Annotated in this window: 15 protein-coding genes; 8 read left to right on the top strand and 7 right to left on the bottom strand. The window is 45.9% G+C overall.

The window, feature by feature from the left end:
* Window positions 1-55: 55 nt before the first annotated feature.
* From priA to PSM36_RS15900, 5 genes are all read right to left on the bottom strand, one after another.
* The gene (gene priA, locus PSM36_RS15920; protein ID WP_076931748.1) at window positions 56-2,293 is read right to left on the bottom strand and encodes a replication restart helicase PriA; all 2,238 of its coding nucleotides are present in this window, start codon (window positions 2,291-2,293) and stop codon (window positions 56-58) included.
* A 3-nt stretch (window positions 2,294-2,296) separates the two neighbouring features.
* On the bottom strand, window positions 2,297-2,923 hold the full coding sequence (locus PSM36_RS15915; RefSeq protein WP_076931747.1) for a porin family protein: 627 nt from the start codon (window positions 2,921-2,923) through the stop codon (window positions 2,297-2,299).
* 296 nt (window positions 2,924-3,219) lie between these two features.
* Window positions 3,220-3,975, bottom strand: coding sequence for a succinate dehydrogenase/fumarate reductase iron-sulfur subunit (locus PSM36_RS15910; protein ID WP_076931746.1), 756 nt, complete (start codon window positions 3,973-3,975; stop codon window positions 3,220-3,222).
* Window positions 3,976-4,019: 44 nt separating this feature from the next.
* Window positions 4,020-5,963 carry a fumarate reductase/succinate dehydrogenase flavoprotein subunit gene (locus tag PSM36_RS15905; RefSeq protein ID WP_076931745.1) on the bottom strand — a complete coding sequence of 648 codons (1,944 nt, stop codon included), beginning with the start codon at window positions 5,961-5,963 and terminating at the stop codon, window positions 4,020-4,022.
* A gap of 19 nt (window positions 5,964-5,982) precedes the next feature.
* Entirely contained in the window at window positions 5,983-6,657 is a 675-nt protein-coding gene (locus PSM36_RS15900) for a succinate dehydrogenase/fumarate reductase cytochrome b subunit (protein WP_076931744.1), read from the bottom strand.
* 483 nt (window positions 6,658-7,140) lie between these two features.
* Between PSM36_RS15900 and trpS the strand changes: the two genes are divergently transcribed.
* The 3 genes from trpS (at window position 7,141) to PSM36_RS15880 (ending at window position 10,125) form a co-directional block, all read left to right on the top strand.
* Complete coding sequence (gene trpS, locus PSM36_RS15890) at window positions 7,141-8,130, top strand: tryptophan--tRNA ligase (RefSeq protein WP_076931743.1); 990 nt, start codon at window positions 7,141-7,143, stop codon at window positions 8,128-8,130.
* A gap of 93 nt (window positions 8,131-8,223) precedes the next feature.
* Entirely contained in the window at window positions 8,224-9,120 is an 897-nt protein-coding gene (locus PSM36_RS15885; RefSeq protein ID WP_076931742.1) for a DUF2156 domain-containing protein, read from the top strand.
* 129 nt (window positions 9,121-9,249) lie between these two features.
* The gene (locus tag PSM36_RS15880) at window positions 9,250-10,125 is read left to right on the top strand and encodes a GNAT family N-acetyltransferase (RefSeq protein WP_076931741.1); all 876 of its coding nucleotides are present in this window, start codon (window positions 9,250-9,252) and stop codon (window positions 10,123-10,125) included.
* Window positions 10,126-10,235: 110 nt separating this feature from the next.
* Here the strand turns inward: PSM36_RS15880 and corA are convergent, their stop codons facing one another.
* The gene (gene corA / locus PSM36_RS15875) at window positions 10,236-11,180 is read right to left on the bottom strand and encodes a magnesium/cobalt transporter CorA (protein ID WP_076931740.1); all 945 of its coding nucleotides are present in this window, start codon (window positions 11,178-11,180) and stop codon (window positions 10,236-10,238) included.
* Between the two features lie 44 nt (window positions 11,181-11,224).
* On the bottom strand, window positions 11,225-12,025 hold the full coding sequence (rsmA, locus tag PSM36_RS15870) for a 16S rRNA (adenine(1518)-N(6)/adenine(1519)-N(6))-dimethyltransferase RsmA (protein ID WP_076931739.1): 801 nt from the start codon (window positions 12,023-12,025) through the stop codon (window positions 11,225-11,227).
* A 172-nt stretch (window positions 12,026-12,197) separates the two neighbouring features.
* On the opposite strand from rsmA, the gene PSM36_RS15865 reads away from it, so the two are divergent.
* From PSM36_RS15865 to PSM36_RS15845, 5 genes are read left to right on the top strand one after another with little or no spacing between them, the layout of a single operon-like run.
* A complete protein-coding gene (locus tag PSM36_RS15865) occupies window positions 12,198-13,193 on the top strand; it encodes a lysylphosphatidylglycerol synthase transmembrane domain-containing protein (protein ID WP_083711100.1) in 996 nt (331 codons plus the stop codon).
* A 4-nt stretch (window positions 13,194-13,197) separates the two neighbouring features.
* Window positions 13,198-14,661, top strand: coding sequence for an aminoacyl-histidine dipeptidase (locus PSM36_RS15860; protein WP_076931738.1), 1,464 nt, complete (start codon window positions 13,198-13,200; stop codon window positions 14,659-14,661).
* Between the two features lie 6 nt (window positions 14,662-14,667).
* A complete protein-coding gene (locus tag PSM36_RS15855; RefSeq protein ID WP_076931737.1) occupies window positions 14,668-15,168 on the top strand; it encodes a flavodoxin domain-containing protein in 501 nt (166 codons plus the stop codon).
* Window positions 15,152-15,379, top strand: coding sequence for a DUF3309 family protein (locus PSM36_RS15850; protein ID WP_076931736.1), 228 nt, complete (start codon window positions 15,152-15,154; stop codon window positions 15,377-15,379). Before PSM36_RS15855 ends, PSM36_RS15850 begins: the two co-directional genes overlap by 17 nt.
* Complete coding sequence (locus tag PSM36_RS15845) at window positions 15,376-17,025, top strand: S8 family serine peptidase (protein ID WP_076931735.1); 1,650 nt, start codon at window positions 15,376-15,378, stop codon at window positions 17,023-17,025. Before PSM36_RS15850 ends, PSM36_RS15845 begins: the two co-directional genes overlap by 4 nt.

Below are 17,025 nucleotides of genomic sequence, written 5' to 3'. Positions count from 1 at the left end.
GACGAAAAACTAATAAAAACCGGTATTCTGTATTGAGTACCGGTTTTTTGCGTTTTTACACCCAGTCCACATTATAATATAGAAGTATTTGTTTGAGATCGCCATTCCCCTTGAGGCGGGATTCTGCTGTTTTGATCAATTCCCTTACTTGGGAGGGAGAGAAGTGATGGTCGATTTTCAGTAGGACTTCACGAATATGTTGTTGTTGAATACGGCTGATTATAGGTTTGTTGGGACCTAACACTCTGTTCCCGAGTGATTGTCTTAGTTGTTGACAAATAAATGCTGCTCCGGATTCCACTTTCCGCTCATCCTTATGTTTTAGGGTAATGGAGATCAGACGGGTGAATGGAGGATATTTAAACAGTTTCCTCTCTGTGATTTGGGACTGATAAAAACTTTCGTAATCGTTACGGATGATAAACCTGTAAATCGGTTGTTGGGGGTCGACAGTCTGGATAATGACCACTCCCTGCTTGTCTCTTCGTCCTGCCCTACCTGCCGCTTGGGTAATCAACTGGAAACCGCGCTCGTGTGAACGGAAATCAGGGTAGTTCAACATCGAGTCTGTTGCAACAATACCTACCACACGCACATTCCCGAAATCCAACCCTTTTGAGATCATCTGTGTGCCGACCAGTATCTGAATCCGGTTCTCCTGAAAATCGTTGATGATACGCTCGAATGAATCCTTGCCGCGTGTAGTATCACTGTCCATTCGGGCCACTACTGCGTCGGGAAAGAGTTGTGCTACCTCCTCTTCGAGCCGTTCAGTACCGGTTCCGAGCGATTTCAACTCTCCTTCGTGGCATGAAGGGCATCCGGATGGCAAAGGGTAGGAGGTATTGCAATAGTGGCATATCAGGCTGTTAGCTTTCTTGTGGTAGGTAAGAGTGACATCACAGTGGTTGCATTTCGGTGTCCAGGCACATGATTTACATTCAACCATTGGAGCAAAACCGCGACGGTTACGGAAAAGGATGGCTTGTTCCCCGTTTTCCAGCGCCTTATTGATCTCGTCCATCAATACAGGGGCAAGTAAGTTCTTCATTTTCTTCCGACGACGCAGATCTTTAGTATTTTGCAGGCTGACCAGGGGTGCCTCTATATTGCCGAAGCGCTTATTCAGGGTCACCAGTCCATATTTACCTGTTTGGGCATTGTAATAGGACTCAATGGCAGGAGTTGCCGATCCCAACAATGTTTTTGCACCTGACATATGTGCCAGCATGATGGCCGTATCGCGTGCATGATAACGGGGTGAAGGCTCCTGTTGCTTGTAGCTGGTTTCATGTTCTTCATCCACAATCACCAACCCTAACCGCCGGAACGGAAGGAAAAGGGAGGAACGTACACCCAATATAATTTCATAGGGTGTCTCTGACAACATCTTTTGCCAGATTTCTGTCCGCTCCTGGTCGTCAATCCCGGAGTGGTAAATACCTATTTTATCACCGAAAACAGCCTGCAGCCGTTGGGTGAGTTGTGTGGTCAGGGCGATTTCCGGCAGGAGGTAAAGTATCTGTTTGCCTTCGGTAAGAAGTTGATGGATAAGATGGATATAGATTTCTGTTTTTCCGCTGGAAGTGGCTCCGTGTAAAAGGACAGTCTGTTTATCGGAAAAACTGCTTTGAATAGTGTCTAATGCTTTCTGTTGTTCTTCGCTCAGAGGGTAGGGGGTACGGGTCGGTGCTGTTTTTGGGTGGAGGCGGCTTCTCCCTACGGAAAAAAGGTGTAGTATCTCTTTCCGGAGTAGTCCGTTCAGTACTGCCGGGGAGTAGCCGGTCAGCTCTTTTACCTCTCTCTTGCTGATACTTTCCCTACCGGTTTCGGTGAGAAACCACATAATTTCGTCCAGCAGTAACTGCTGTTTGCGCGCCTTTCCAATGGATGCGCTAATAGCAATATCATCCAGTGTAGGATTGATCCGTAGATGTGTTTCACTTTTCGGGATGAAGCCGGGTTGTAGGTCGGCCGGCATCATCGGGGAGGGAAGTGCTGCTTTGAACACATCTCCTTGTGCGGAGAGATAATAAAAAGAGATCCATTCCCACAATTCCAACTGTTGTTCGGTTACAACAGGGGTCGAATCGAGAAGGGACTGGATCTCCTTGACGGTGAAATTTTCAGGCGATTGCCGGTGTATTTTTGTGACGATGGCTGTGTAATATTTTCGCCTTCCGAAGGGTACGGTTACCCTGAATCCTCTCCCGATCTTGTGTTGCATTTCCGCCGGAATGGCGTATGTGAACAGGCCGGAAAGCGGAAGTGGCAATATTACATCAGCATACATGCATTAAAAGTATACAGCTGCCGTCAGTGACCAGGTGCCTTTTTTCCCGTTGAACGCGTCGGTCCATTCCGGTTTGTCCACCGAATAGTTGTCGGTCATTCGTATCCCGTAGTTCACCCCTACCGCCAACCGGCTGAATAGTTCGGCGCCTAATCCGAGGTTAACTCCCGCTTCAAAGCTTTTCGCCTCCACTTCGCCTTTTATCGTCTCCCACGTGAAATCATCACTTGCAATCAGGAAACGCGCATAGGGACCACCCGCCAGATAGGCTTTTACGGGAAGAAGGAACCCTATCTTGTATTTCAGGTTCACCGGTACATCCAGATAGTGGTTGGATACTTTCTGTACTATGCTTTGGGCTCCCTCTTCTGAAACGTCTTTTACGTTCATCCGGTCGTTGCTGTACAAGATGGCTCCTTCCACTCCAAGGTTCACCACCGGCAGCATAAATTCAGCCGTAGGCCCTATCTTGAATGAATTCAGGTTCTCCACTTCGAATACTTCTTCCGAAAAAGATGGTTTGTTGAGGCCTACTTCACCCCTTAACCCGAAGCGTAATTGTGCGTTGGCTGTTGCTCCTATTAGGAGGAAAGCGGCCAGTGCACTTAAGAATAATGTTTTTGTTTTCATATCTAGTCTGTTTAGTAAAACATTGTGTTAGTTTGTCCAATTAGAAGGCAAATGTACACATATGATATTGGTAAAACAAAAAAGATTAGCGATAGGTTGTTAAATAAACCATAAAATGAAATAACAGTTCCTATGAATGAGATGCGGTTGTATATGTGAAAAAGCGTTTAACTCCCTTTACTACAGGAGAAAACGCTTTTTTGCAGTTATAAATTATAAGTTATGAATTATCACTCCTTGTCCCGATTTATCGGGATTGGCATATTAAAATCACTTCTTATTTCTAAGTTCTAACGTCAATCCGCAAACTTTGCTCTCAGGAACTCGCGGTTCAACCGTGCGATGTTGGTGATAGAGATGTTCTTCGGACATTCTACTTCACAAGCACCGGTGTTGGTGCAGTTTCCGAAGCCTAGTTCGTCCATCTTGGCCACCATAGCTTTGGCACGTTGTTTCCTTTCCACACGTCCTTGCGGCAGTAAAGCGAACTGGCTTACTTTGGCAGATACGAAAAGCATGGCCGAACCGTTCTTGCAGGCTGCAACACAAGCACCGCAACCGATACATGCCGCGGCATCCATTGCCATTTCTGCGTCGTCGCGTGGGATAGGGATCGCATTGGCATCAGGCACACCACCGGTATTGACCGATACATAACCACCTGCCTGGATGATCTTATCGAAAGCCGAACGGTCTACCATAAGGTCTTTGATAATGGGGAAACCGGCAGAGCGCCAAGGCTCTACAGTGATGGTGTCGCCATCGTTAAAGCGGCGCATATGGAGCTGGCAGGTAGTGATCCCTTGGTCTGGGCCATGCGGATGTCCATTGATATATAGGCTACACATACCGCAGATACCTTCGCGGCAATCGTGGTCGAAAACCACCGGCTCTTTACCTTCATTGATCAGTTGTTCATTCAGGATATCGAGCATCTCCAGGAATGAGCTTCCCTGTGAGATATTTTCCAATGGGTAAGTTTCGAAGTGCCCTTTGTCTTTCGGTCCGTTCTGGCGCCAAACTTTTACTTTTATGTTGATATCTTTATCCATGATCGTTTTGTTGTTTTAAAGTTTACCCGTTATTCATCAACAGTCTAAGATTTGTAATTCCTTTGCTGGCGAACCACAAACTCATAATTAAGCGGTTCCTTGTACATCACCGGATCTTTGTCTTCTCCCTGGTATTCCCAGCAGGAAACATAAGAGAACTGATCGTCGTGGCGTAAAGCTTCACCTTCGGGCGTTTGATGCTCCAGGCGGAAATGTCCTCCGCAGGACTCTTCGCGGTCGAGTGCATCGTGTGCCATCAGCTCGCCGATCTCGATAAAGTCAGCCAGGCGCAACGCCTTTTCGAGTTCCACGTTGAGCGTATCTTTGTTGCCGGGAATGCGTAAGTTGGTCCAGAAATCCTTTTTCACCTTTTTCAGTTTTTCGATCGCTGTCTTCAATCCTTCCGCGTCGCGGCCCATACCTACGAAGTCCCACATGATATGGCCCAACTCCTTGTGGATATGGTCAACAGAGTGTTTCCCTTTGATATTCATCAGACGGTCGATCCTCTCGTTGATCTCTTTTTCGACCTTCTCAAATTCAGGTGCGTCGGTCTTGAAGCGCGGCACGTTGATCTGGTCGGCCAAATAGTTTTGTATGGTGTAGGGAAGTACGAAGTAGCCGTCGGCCAATCCCTGCATCAGTGCAGATGCTCCCAGACGGTTGGCACCGTGATCGGAGAAGTTGGCTTCACCGATGGCAAACAATCCGGGAATGCTGGTCATCAATTCATAATCTACCCAGATACCTCCCATGGTGTAGTGGATGGCGGGATAAATCATCATGGGCGTCTCATAAGGATTATCATCCACGATCTTTTCATACATCTGGAAGAGGTTGCCGTAACGGGCTTCCACCACATCCTTGCCCAGGCGGTTGATCGCTTCGGCAAAGTCGAGGTAAACAGCCAGACCGGTATTACCTACACCATAACCTGCGTCGCAACGTTCTTTGGCGGCACGGGATGCCACGTCACGTGGAACAAGGTTCCCGAATGCCGGGTAACGGCGCTCCAGATAGTAGTCGCGGTCTTCTTCCTTGATATCGGTCGGTTTCAGTTTTCCCTCACGGATAGCTTTTGCATCTTCCAGTTTTTTCGGTACCCAGATACGCCCGTCGTTACGTAACGACTCCGACATAAGGGTCAGCTTCGACTGGAATTCCCCGTGTACCGGAATGCAAGTCGGGTGAATTTGTGCCATACAGGGATTGGCAAAGTATGCACCCCTTTTGTAGCACTGCCATGCAGCTGAACCGTTGGAGGTCATCGCATTGGTAGACAGGAAGAAAGTATTTCCATATCCTCCTGTACCAATAACTACGGCATGGGCGGCAAAACGCTCTAATTTACCTGTGACTAAGTTGCGGGCGATAATACCTCTTGCCCTGCCGTCGATGATGACCAGGTCGACCATCTCGTAACGGGTATAGAGTTTCACCTGTTTTTTGTGTATGGCACGGCTCAAGGCTGAGTATGCGCCCAAAAGGAGCTGCTGTCCCGTCTGTCCGCGGGCGTAGAAAGTACGGGATACCTGTGCACCCCCGAATGAACGGTTGTCGAGCAAACCTCCGTATTCGCGTGCAAAAGGAACACCCTGTGCCACACACTGGTCGATAATGCTATTTGATACTTCTGCCAGGCGGTGCACGTTGGCTTCGCGTGCACGGTAGTCACCCCCCTTGATCGTATCATAAAACAGACGGTAGACGGAGTCACCGTCGTTCGGATAGTTCTTGGCTGCATTGATGCCTCCCTGCGCTGCGATAGAGTGTGCACGGCGGGGAGAATCCTGGATGCAGAAATTCAGTACATTGAACCCCATCTCACCTAATGAGGCGGCTGCCGATGCGCCGGCCAGACCGGTACCTACCACAATGATATCGAGGCGGCGTTTATTGGCCGGGTTCACCAACTTTTGATGGTTTTTGTAATTGGTCCATTTCTCGGCGAGAGGTCCTTCGGGGATTTTGGAATTTATCTTGTTCATAATATTCAATTGCTTTTAGTTATCCTAATAGGTTAGAGTATCCGAGGTATATTGCTATGGGTACAATAAAAAATCCCAGACAGATAATGGTTGAAATTACATTCCCTAGCACTTTGAGGCGTTTCATCCATACGCCGTTGTTTACTCCAGCAGAATGAAGTGCGCTCCAGAAACCGTGCATCAGATGGAACCAGAGAGCAATGAAAGCTAGTTCATAAAAAATTACAACCCAAATGTTGGAGAATACTTCTGCCACCAACTGGGCGCTGTCATGCCGTGCCCCTTCAATCATGAATAGTTCCTTGAACTGCATCTGATACCAGAATTGAAAAAGATGTGCGATTAGGAACAGCAGTAAAAACAGTCCTAGGACGAACATGTTCTGCGATGACCAGGTGGTCTTGGTCTTGCTCGAAGACTCATACCTTTCTTTCCCGCGAGCTTTCCGGTTCTGTATCGTGAGGATAATCCCCCAGATAATGTGGATCACGAAACCTGCCGCGATAACTCCCGTCCCGACAATAGCCCACCAGTTCGCACCAAGGATTTCATTGGCGAGAAAGTCGTACGTCTCATAGTTGAAGAGCAGTACCAGATTCATCGACATGTGGAATAACAGGAACAGAATCAGAAAGAGGCCGGAAATACTTTGGACAAATTTCCGCCCGATAGATGATTTGATTAACCAACTCATAAAGTTCTCTTTTTTAAATTATTTTGATGTATTAATTTTTTTATGTCCCGCTTTTACTGTTACCGAAATAAGATATTCTGTTCAGCACTGCAAAAGTACAACTTTTTATCTGTTTACCCAGAACTATTTGAGGAAGTTTTTCTTTAATTGGATTGGATGATGACTTCCCAAATTCTGCTGTGATGCTGTCTTCTCAGTGTGGGTGCAGGGTATCTGTCTTTTTTGCAGTCCTCCTCTGTTTTTTGGATTGTTTTGGTGAGAGGCCGGTCACTTTGTTGAATGCACGGGTGAAGTTGATACGATTGGAGAACCCAATGGCAGAGGCTATCGCACTTATATTCAACAGATCGTTTGCCGGATCGGAAAGAATGTTGACAGCCGGATGATTTCTTTGTAATCATATAATTGTGACCGTCGAGATTGATTCTCGGTTTGGAAAAAAAGGGTTATCTTTGTACTTTTAAAAAAGAATTGTAACGGATTATGGATATAGTATTAAGTGGTATTCGCTCTACCGGAAAATTACATTTAGGAAACTATTACGGTGCTTTACGCAACTTCATCAGGATGCAGGAGGAAAACAGGTGTTATTTCTTTATTGCCGACATACACTCCCTCACCACGCATCCCGACCCGAAGATGCTTCATGAGAATGTGAAGAACGTATTGGTGGATTACCTGGCTGCGGGGATTGACCCCGAGAAGTCGGTGATCTATGTGCAGAGCGACCTGCCTGAAACAGTAGAACTATATCTTTACCTCAATATGCATGCTTATCTGGGAGAACTCTCCAAAACCTCTTCATTCAAGGAAAAAGCACGAAAACAACCTGAGAACGTGAACGCGGGATTGCTTACCTATCCTACGCTGATGGCTGCCGATATCCTTATCCATCGTGCCGACAAAGTGCCTGTGGGAAAAGACCAGGAGCAGCATCTCGAAATGACGCGCCGCTTTGCCCGCCGCTTTAATCATTTCTATGGAGTGGAATACTTCAAGGAGCCGGTGGCCTATAATTTTGGGGAAGAACTGGTGAAGATACCCGGACTGGACGGTAGTGGAAAGATGGGGAAATCGGAAGGTAATGCCATCTACCTGGGTGAAAGCCCGAAAGAGATAGAGAAAAAGGTGAAAAGGGCGCTTACTGACTCAGGGCCGACCGAACCCAATTCCGTGAAACCAGATTATATTGAGAATCTTTTTATCCTCCTTCGTGTGGTCTCTACCCCCGAAGTGGTGCAGCATTATGAAATGCAATGGAATACCTGTGCCATCCGTTACGGTGACCTGAAAAAGCAACTGGCCGAAGATATTATTAAAGTTACAACTCCCATCCGTGAGCGGATCCAGGAGATTGAAAAAGATGATGCTTACCTGCGTAAAGTAACCCTTGAGGGTGCGGAGAGAGCAAGGGAAAGTGCCCGGAAAACCATTGAAGGTGTAAGGGAGATAGTCGGGTTCAAGCCTTTTTAAGAACTGTAGTTCCTTTTCAACAGATTCCTTTTTAAACTTTTCAGTCGATCGGTTGTTCACCCAAAGTAACAGGAAAAAGAAAAGTATGTCCTTATGCTGACATTTAAATCGCTTGAATTAAAAGACAAAGATATCATCAATTCCTATCTGCGGCATCAAAACTATAGGGCTTCAGACCTTTGTTTTACCAATTTGTATTGCTGGGGAAAAAAATTCGATACGCAATTTGCGATAACGTGCGATTGGTTGTTTATCAGGTTTAAAGATAATAATGTCCGGAATTCCTATCTTAAACCGGTAGGGAGAGGCAACCTGAAAGAGGCTATTGATCTCATCCTGGAAGATCATTCGTCATACAGCACCCCTTTTCAGATGAGAGGGTTGACAGAAGAGATGATCGGCGAGATTGAGGCAGTGATGCCCGGTCAGTTCGACTACAAACTCAACAGGTCGGTCTCTGACTATATCTATACGACCGAAAAACTGATTCATTTGAAAGGCAAGAAACTGCAGAGTAAACGAAATCATATCAACCGGTTCAAACGGGAGAATGTCTGGAAATACCATTCTCTAACCGGCAACCCGGCATTGGTGGAAGAGTGTAAGAATATGCTCGACAAGTGGATGGAAATGAATAAGGAGGAGAAAGACCCCTCGCTGATTTATGATGATTATGCCACTACCCTGATGCTTGATAATTTTGAATACTTTGGTTTGAAAGGTGGGTTGATTTGTGTGGATAACGAGATTGCCGCTTTCACTATAGGCGAACCACTTACCGAAGATACTATCGTGGTGCATGTGGAAAAAGCGTTTACCGCCATTCATGGTGCCTATACCATCATCAACCAGCAGTTTGTAGAAAACGAGGCATCTCAGTTTCTTTATGTGAACAGGGAAGAGGATATGGGGATAGAGAATCTCCGACAGGCCAAGCTCTCTTACCACCCTGATATCCTGCTCGAAAAATACAACGCGAGATTTAAATAATTCGTGCTTTGTACGTTATTCGCTTTGCGTTATTCAGCTTTGCTGTTATTCACTTCGTGTCATTATTTGTAACAACTGAACAGTAATTGGACAACAACCGAACAACAACTGGAAATCTATTGAATAGCAATGATCCAATTTGCCGACGAAACGATAAGGCCACAGGTCCGGGAGATATGGAAGACCGTCTTCGGCGATCCTGACAACTATATGGATGTCTATTTTCGACACAAGTACCGTGACGAAAACACCCTGGTATACGTGGTAGAGGGTAAAGCTATCGCATCACTGCAGATGTTGCCTTATCTTTTTACCTTTTGTGGAACGGAAATTCCCATCCTTTATATTGCCGGTGTTTCTACTCTTCCGGAATATCGAAGGAGGGGATATATAAATCAACTGCTGGTCAGAAGTTTTGAAGAGGCGGCCCGTAGAGATATATCGTTGATGCTGCTCGTTCCGCAGGAGGAGTGGTTGCTGGAATTTTATGACCGGTATGGTTTCGCACAAACATTTGATGCCGGAATAACGGAGTTACCTTCATTGAAGGCGTTAGTGGAAAAATATCCCGGCGACCTGCATGCGGCCTTCCGGGAATTCGATACCCTGTTCAGGCGGAAAGATATGACCGTACAGAAATCATTCGATGATTTCCGTGCTATCGTGGAGGAAGCGGCACTTTATGATTTTCCACCTGTGAAGAATTTAATGGGGATGGCGCGTGTGATTGATGCGGAAAAAATAGTTCGTCTTTTTTCTGAACGCCACAGCCGGAATTCTTTTTCAATTACGGTTAATGACGAGCTATTAAAAGAAAATAATACCCTATTCACGATTGAAAACGGAAAAGTGAAGAGGGGGGCTCCTATCGTTGAACCTCTACTTACAATTGATATAAGGGAGTTGGCTCAGTTACTACTTGGATACCATACCTCAAAAAAAGAAGAACCCTTTAACAAACTCTTCCCCGAAAAACAACCCCAAATGCATTTTATGTTGGAGTAACAATTCAATGTGCCAATGATAATAATATGCTGAATGCTAATAAATTTGAATGATATAATGCTTTAATGATTCAATTAACACATTACCATATTCGTAAATTAGCACATTCATTATAACCACTTCTTCTTTTTAAAGAAAATCAGCAGACCCACTACCGGAAGAACCATCAGCGCAATGGAAAAAGGATAACCTAGTACCCACTCATACTCGGGCATATTGGTAAAATTCATTCCGTAAATACTGGCAACAAGCGTCGGCGGCAGAAAGATGACATTAAAGATGGTGAATATCTTGATGATTTTGTTCTGTTCGATGTTTACATACCCGAGGAAGGTGTCCTGCAGATAGTCGAGGCGGTCGAAACTGAACTTGATATGCTCTACCAGCGAGTTGATGTCCTTGATGATAATGGTGAGCTTGGGTTGCAGTTCGGCCGGGATAAATTCACTCCGCAACATGCTGGATACGGTACGTTGCTTGTCGATGATATTTTCGCGGAGCATCATTGTCTTTTCCTGCAGGTTCTTGATTTCCGACAGTAACTCCTCATCGGCTTCTTGTAAGGTAAGCGTATTACTCAACTGGGTAATCTTCTGGGTCATATTCTCAATCATGTCGGCATCGAATTCCACGCGGGTTTCCAGGAGCGCCACCAGCACATGTGCTCCGGTGGGGTAGTTCCGCGGGTTGGCCGATATCTTCTTTACCGTCTCGTGGAAAGAGATCAGCTCTTGACTCCTGACAGTTACCAGAATGTTGTTTTTGAGGATAAATGATACGGGGTCGGTTTCGAAATTAGACAACAGGAAATTGGAGTTGACGACTAGCGTGTCGTTGGTTTCAATGTAACGCGACGACATCTCGATCTCAATCATCTCTTCCTCTTCCTGGATATATATCTTGAGAAAATCCTCGAGTTCGTTTTCAACCTCCTCATCCACGTCGTTGAGGTCGATCCATAAAAAATTGCCGATTGGGTTTGACTTTAGGAAATCGAGGCTGCGGCTCAATCTCACGATGCCGTCTTTATGATAAAAAAGTTTTACTTCCGCCATGGTGTCTCTTTTTTAATCGTGATTCAAATTAGTTCAAAAATGGTCTATTTCTCTTCCGGTTGGGCTCGGCTGATGAACGGTTCCAGTAAATTGGTCAGCTCTTCGAATTGCTCGATCGACAGTTGCTCCGGTCGTTTCATGAGCATCGGGTCGTCGGGCAAAGGATCCTCTCCGGACAGTAGTGACTTGACTGAGTTGCGGAGCATCTTTCGCCGCTGGTTGAATCCTGTCTTCACTACCATTTTGAATAACTTTTCATTGCAGTTGAGCCGCTTTCGCTTGTTACGGGTAAGCCGTATAACTGCCGATTTGACCTTGGGCGGAGGAACAAATGCCTGTTCACTCACCGTGAAAAGGTACTCTATATCGTACCATGCCTGCAGCAAGACAGTGAGAATACCATAAGTTTTGCTGCCCGGTGAAGCGACCATGCGTTCCGCAACCTCCTTTTGAATCATACCCGAACAACAAGGGACGGAGTCCTTGTTATCGAGCACTTTAAAGAAAATCTGTGATGAGATATGATAGGGATAATTGCCAATAATGCAGAAAGGGGTGTCGAAGTGGTTGGCAAAATCCATCCGCAGAAAATCCTGCTCCAGAATTTTACCATTCAGTGTAGGATAATGCTCTTTGAGGTAGGCGACCGATTCGCGGTCGATCTCTATCACGGTAAGTTCTCTCCGGTTCTCCAGCAGGAATTCCGTAAGCACACCTGTCCCCGGCCCCACCTCCAACACAGGTAGCGAGGGAAACTGATCGAGGGTGGCTGCGATACGGCGCGCTATTTCCTTGTCTTTAAGGAAATGCTGGCCCAGGTTTTTTTTTGCTTTTACCGGAAACATTGCAATATGGCGATTATTCCTTATCTTTACCGCCGCAAAGGTAACATTTTATTACGTAAAACAGGATAAATGCGTTCATAAAAAAAGAGATATGGCCGTCGGACGGCTTATGTCCGCATGCCTTTGCATTGAGGTGATAATCATGGTTGTATAAGACAATAACGGATTACAGGTGAAAATAAATAAGGATTCGTTCAAGAGCCTGTTAAAGATACTGTTTTCCTTGTCGCTCGGATTACTGATTTTTTGGGCGATGTATAGGAATACTGATATAAAGGAGTTATGGGCCATTATTAAATCGGCCAATATAGGTATCATTATACTCTCACTTATCTTTGGCCTGATAGGTAACACCATCAGGGGTTTGAGGTGGGAGTTGTTTTTGCATTCGCTCGGGTATCATCCCCCCAGGGCCAGTATAATCTATGCTACGTGGGGGAATTTTGCCGTCAACTTTGTATTGCCTCGGGCAGGAGATGTGTGGCGTTGCGGTGTGGTGAGCCGGTACGATAAGATCCCTTTCTCCAAAACTCTTGAGACCTTTTTGATCGATAAGATGATGGAGGTGGTCACGGGACTGGTTATTATTTTTGTCAGCGTATTGCTCTATATCGATTTCTTTGTCTCCTATCTGCGTGATAACCCCCAGTTTGCCGAAGGTTTTACAAATCTGTTTGCTTCAGCCTGGATCTATATGGGGTTGGCTGTTGTAGTGCTGTTTATAGTGCTTATGCTTACGGTTTTCAGGAAAACCGCACTAATGGTGAAGATTGATAAATTCATTAGTACGCTTAAGTATGATCTGAAACTGATCATGCAGATGAAAGAGAAAAAACGTATAATAATTTACACGATACTGGTCTGGTTATGTTTTTATTTGTATTTTTACATTTGCTTTTATGCGTTTGATTTCACGAAAGATCTTGGCCCTTTGGCCGGTTTGATCGTCTTCGCAATGACTATTATCGGTATTTCTGTCCCTGTACAGGGTGGAATAGGGCCGTGGCACTTTACAGTAATCTCTTCTCTCCTTATCCTGGGAGTGGCAGAGAATCATGCACTTGCGTTTGCCGGAGCAGTGTTTACCGTCCAATCGGTATGGCAGATACTCTACGGACTTTTTGGCGTACTCGCCATGCCGTATGTGAAAAGAGAACAAAAATTATAATGATATGGCTGCAGTAGAAATTTTGAATTTAGACCCGCAAAGAGTTTGGAAACATTTTTATTCACTTACACAGATACCCCGTCCCACCGGACAGATGGAAGAGGTGACCCGTTTCGTGACGGATTTTGGGAAATCGCTCAATTTGGAAACAAAACAGGATGGCGTGGGTAATGTGGTGATAAGAAAACCGGCTTCAAAAGGGTATGAAAGTAGTAAAGGAGTGATCCTGCAATCACACCTTGATATGGTACCTCAAAAAAATGCGGGTGTGGAACATGATTTTACTACAGATCCCATAGAAACATATATCGACGGAGAATGGGTAAAAGCCCGTTCTACTACGTTGGGTTCCGACAACGGCATCGGTTGTGCCATGATGATGGCTGTGCTGGAAGATGATTCCCTGCAGCATCCTCCGCTTGAAGCACTTTTTACTATCGACGAGGAAGTCGGGATGGATGGTGCGAATGGTCTGGAGAAAGGATTCCTGGAAGGTTCAATAATGCTCAACCTCGACACCGAAGAGGATGGTGAACTCTGTATCGGCTGTGCCGGAGGCAGGGATGTGAATGTCTCCTTCCGTTTTCAACCCGATAAAGAGGTTGAAGAAGGTGATGTGGCCTATAAAGTGAGTTTGCAGGGATTGAAGGGAGGACACTCCGGAGTACAGATACATCTGGGACGTGCCAATGCCAACAAACTGATGAACCGATTCCTGAAAGATGTCGTGGCCAATTACGAAGCCCGTATTGCCAGCATACAGGGTGGGTCGCTGCGTAACGCTATCCCACGTGAATCATTTGTGGTACTGACTATCCCCGGGCAGCTTTCCGACGACCTGATCGATCTGGTGGGTGAATATGAGGAACTCTTCAGGGAAGACTTTGCCGGTATTGAAGAGAATATCTCATTCAAAGCCGAGAAGATCGATATGCCTGAAGCCCTCTTCCCCGAAGAGGTGCAGGATGATATTATTAATGCGGTAGAAGCTTGTCCTAATGGTGTGGTCAGCTATCTGGCCGATTTTCCGGGGGTAGTGGAGAGTTCGCTGAACCTTGCACTAGTCCACTCTTCAGGTGATAGTGTCGATATAAAATTGTTGGTGCGTAGCTCTTCTGAAAGCCGTAAGGATTGGATCTGCTCTTCAGTAGAGAGCCTTTTCCATCTGGCCGGAGCAAAAGTTGATTTCGGTGGTGATTATCCGGGTTGGCAGCCTAATGCCGGTTCCGAATTGCTGCACACCATGGAGAAGATCTATCTGGAGAAATATGGTGAAAGACCTAAAGTGGTAGTGATCCATGCCGGACTGGAATGCGGTATCATCCAGTCGAACGTGGAACAAAAATTGGATATTGTCTCTTTCGGGCCGACTATCACCGGGGCGCACTCGCCCGATGAAGCGGTTCAGATATCTACTGTGGGGAAATGCTACGATTATCTTGTTGAAACGTTGGAGAATTTGAAATAGCCACCCATGGACAATACGCTGATTGTCTTTGCATCCAATCACGGCACGGTAGAAAAATGTGTACGGGAGTTGTTTAGGCGGATAGACGGTAAGGTGGATATCTGTAACCTGAACAGAAGGGATTTTCTGCCCGATCTCTCAGGCTATGAAGCCGTCATCGTGGGAGGATCCATCCATAGTGGAAAGATACAACAAGAGATATCATCTTTTTGCAACGACAATCTTGAATTACTCGCCACAAAACGGCTCGGCCTGTTTATCAACTGCATCTATTCGGGTGAGAGAGCACAACAGCAACTCGATGACGCTTTCCCGGAAATCCTTAACCATAAAGCTGTAGTACGCGATTACTTTGGTGGAGAGATTGACAAATTGAAACTGAGTTTCTGGGAACGTGTAGTCACTAGCCGGATGATAGAGAAGGGAGACCTGGTCGTTGCGATCTCGAAAGAGAAAATTGAACGTTTTGCGAATGTAATGTCGTCAGTCAATGAGCCGAAAGATTAAAAGACATATACTCTTCCCGATGGTCTTGCTGGCCTATTTTGCCATTATGGCCGTGATGGCTTATCCCCGATATAAGGCATCCGGAAACTGGAGCGAGTACTTCGGGATTATCGGGATCTGTTTGTTGATGGTAATACTGCTCTTCTTTATCCTTAAGAGGAGACAAAAAATAAGAGATCGATTCTCCTCCAAAAAAGATTTGAATCAATGAGGTATTTGTTCCTGTTTTTTTTATCCCTTTTTACACTCCTCGCTTCCGGGCAGACGCCGTACCATCCGCAATATTATAAATTCCGTGTCTATCTGAAAGACAAAGGAAATATTCCCCATTCCCCCGATAAGCCTGAAACCTTTCTCTCCCGACGCGCAATCGAAAGGAAAAAGAAAGAAAAAGTGGCGATTGATAAGTCGGATCTGCCTATCTCATCCGACTATTTTACACTGGTAGAGAAAGCCGGTGGAAAAGTTATCACATATAGTAAGTGGTTCAGTACCCTTGTAGTGGAGGTTAGCGACAGTGTTAGGATCGGAAATATCGAGTCTCTCTCGTTTGTCGATTCGGTGAAATATATCTGGCGGGGAACCGGTTTGCCTGCCGGAGAAAGGGCTCGTCCCCGTTTGTTGCCGGTGGATTGTGATGAATATGTGGTGGCTGATACCGAATATGGGGTTACCGATGCACAGTTCAGGATGCATAATGCTGTTGTAATGGCCGACGCCGGATTTAAAGGTAAAGATATGCTGGTAGGTGTGATCGATGCGGGATTTACCAATTTTGATGTGATCCCTCGCTTTGAGTCAGTCAGGTTGGGAGGTTATATGGATTTTGTGCCATCCGGAAGTATATTTGCCTCCAGTGACCATGGTACCAAAGTGTTATCCACAATGGCGACCGATCTGCCGGGAGTAATGATGGGTTCTGCACCGCAAGCGACCTATTGGTTGCTGCGGTCTGAGGATACTACGAGTGAGTTCCCGGTAGAGGAGGATTATTGGGTGCGTGCTGTTGAATTTGCGGACAGCCTGGGAGTGGATATTATCAATACATCACTGGGATACAATTCTTTTGACGACAAGTTATTAAATTATACGCATGCCGAACTGGATGGAAGTGTGTCGATTATGTCGCAGGCTGCCGATATAGCCTACGAAAAAGGAATATTAATAGTAGTAAGCGCCGGCAACGAAGGAAATAAGTCATGGCAAAAGATTACCCCGCCGGCTGATGCAAAAAATGTACTCGCAGTGGGAGCTGTAGGTACGGACAGTATTATTGCCTCTTTCAGTTCCCACGGGTTGACGGCTGATAACCGTATCAAGCCGGATCTGGTTTCCGTGGGGAGAGAAACCATTACCATTGGCCGGGATGGGGCAATAGTACACACGAACGGTACTTCCCTCTCATCTCCTTTTTTGACCGGGCTGATAACATCACTATGGTCGGTGAACCCTGCCCTGCACCGTTCGGAGTTGATAGATATTGTGAAGCGCTCCTCCGACAGGTATCTCACCCCTGATTCCATATATGGACATGGCATTCCTGATTTTCATCGGGCAATGAAAGAGGTATTGGGGAAATTGGAGATCTATCCCCAGAAAGTGGCCGACAACGGATGGGATATTCGTCCGGAGTTATCCGGCAATTATGTAGTGAGTCTGTCTGATCCGGTGTTTTCACCTTCTTCCTACTCCTTCAGGGTTCTCGATGAATCGGGCTATTTGATTTCTGCACATAGATTCAAAGATGAGAATACACTCCTTGTTCCACTTCAGGAAGGGATTCTCAAAAATAACCGATTCCTCTATTTCGTGACGGAAGAGCCGTTTAAGCAACGTATATATAAGGTGGAGATCTGA

Origin of the sequence: Proteiniphilum saccharofermentans (assembly GCF_900095135.1) — a bacterium.
In the GTDB taxonomy this organism is placed as follows: domain Bacteria; phylum Bacteroidota; class Bacteroidia; order Bacteroidales; family Dysgonomonadaceae; genus Proteiniphilum; species Proteiniphilum saccharofermentans.
Note: the sequence above shows the minus strand (reverse complement) of the source record. Positions and strands in the feature narration are given on the sequence as shown.

Coding starts and splice junctions, on each gene's coding strand:
- priA (WP_076931748.1), bottom strand. CDS start 2,293: ATGTATGCTGATGTAATATTGCCACTTCCGCTTTCCGGCCTGTTCACA.
- PSM36_RS15915 (WP_076931747.1), bottom strand. CDS start 2,923: ATGAAAACAAAAACATTATTCTTAAGTGCACTGGCCGCTTTCCTCCTA.
- PSM36_RS15910 (WP_076931746.1), bottom strand. CDS start 3,975: ATGGATAAAGATATCAACATAAAAGTAAAAGTTTGGCGCCAGAACGGA.
- PSM36_RS15905 (WP_076931745.1), bottom strand. CDS start 5,963: ATGAACAAGATAAATTCCAAAATCCCCGAAGGACCTCTCGCCGAGAAA.
- PSM36_RS15900 (WP_076931744.1), bottom strand. CDS start 6,657: ATGAGTTGGTTAATCAAATCATCTATCGGGCGGAAATTTGTCCAAAGT.
- trpS (WP_076931743.1), top strand. CDS start 7,141: ATGGATATAGTATTAAGTGGTATTCGCTCTACCGGAAAATTACATTTA.
- PSM36_RS15885 (WP_076931742.1), top strand. CDS start 8,224: ATGCTGACATTTAAATCGCTTGAATTAAAAGACAAAGATATCATCAAT.
- PSM36_RS15880 (WP_076931741.1), top strand. CDS start 9,250: ATGATCCAATTTGCCGACGAAACGATAAGGCCACAGGTCCGGGAGATA.
- corA (WP_076931740.1), bottom strand. CDS start 11,180: ATGGCGGAAGTAAAACTTTTTTATCATAAAGACGGCATCGTGAGATTG.
- rsmA (WP_076931739.1), bottom strand. CDS start 12,025: ATGTTTCCGGTAAAAGCAAAAAAAAACCTGGGCCAGCATTTCCTTAAA.
- PSM36_RS15860 (WP_076931738.1), top strand. CDS start 13,198: ATGGCTGCAGTAGAAATTTTGAATTTAGACCCGCAAAGAGTTTGGAAA.
- PSM36_RS15855 (WP_076931737.1), top strand. CDS start 14,668: ATGGACAATACGCTGATTGTCTTTGCATCCAATCACGGCACGGTAGAA.
- PSM36_RS15850 (WP_076931736.1), top strand. CDS start 15,152: ATGAGCCGAAAGATTAAAAGACATATACTCTTCCCGATGGTCTTGCTG.
- PSM36_RS15845 (WP_076931735.1), top strand. CDS start 15,376: ATGAGGTATTTGTTCCTGTTTTTTTTATCCCTTTTTACACTCCTCGCT.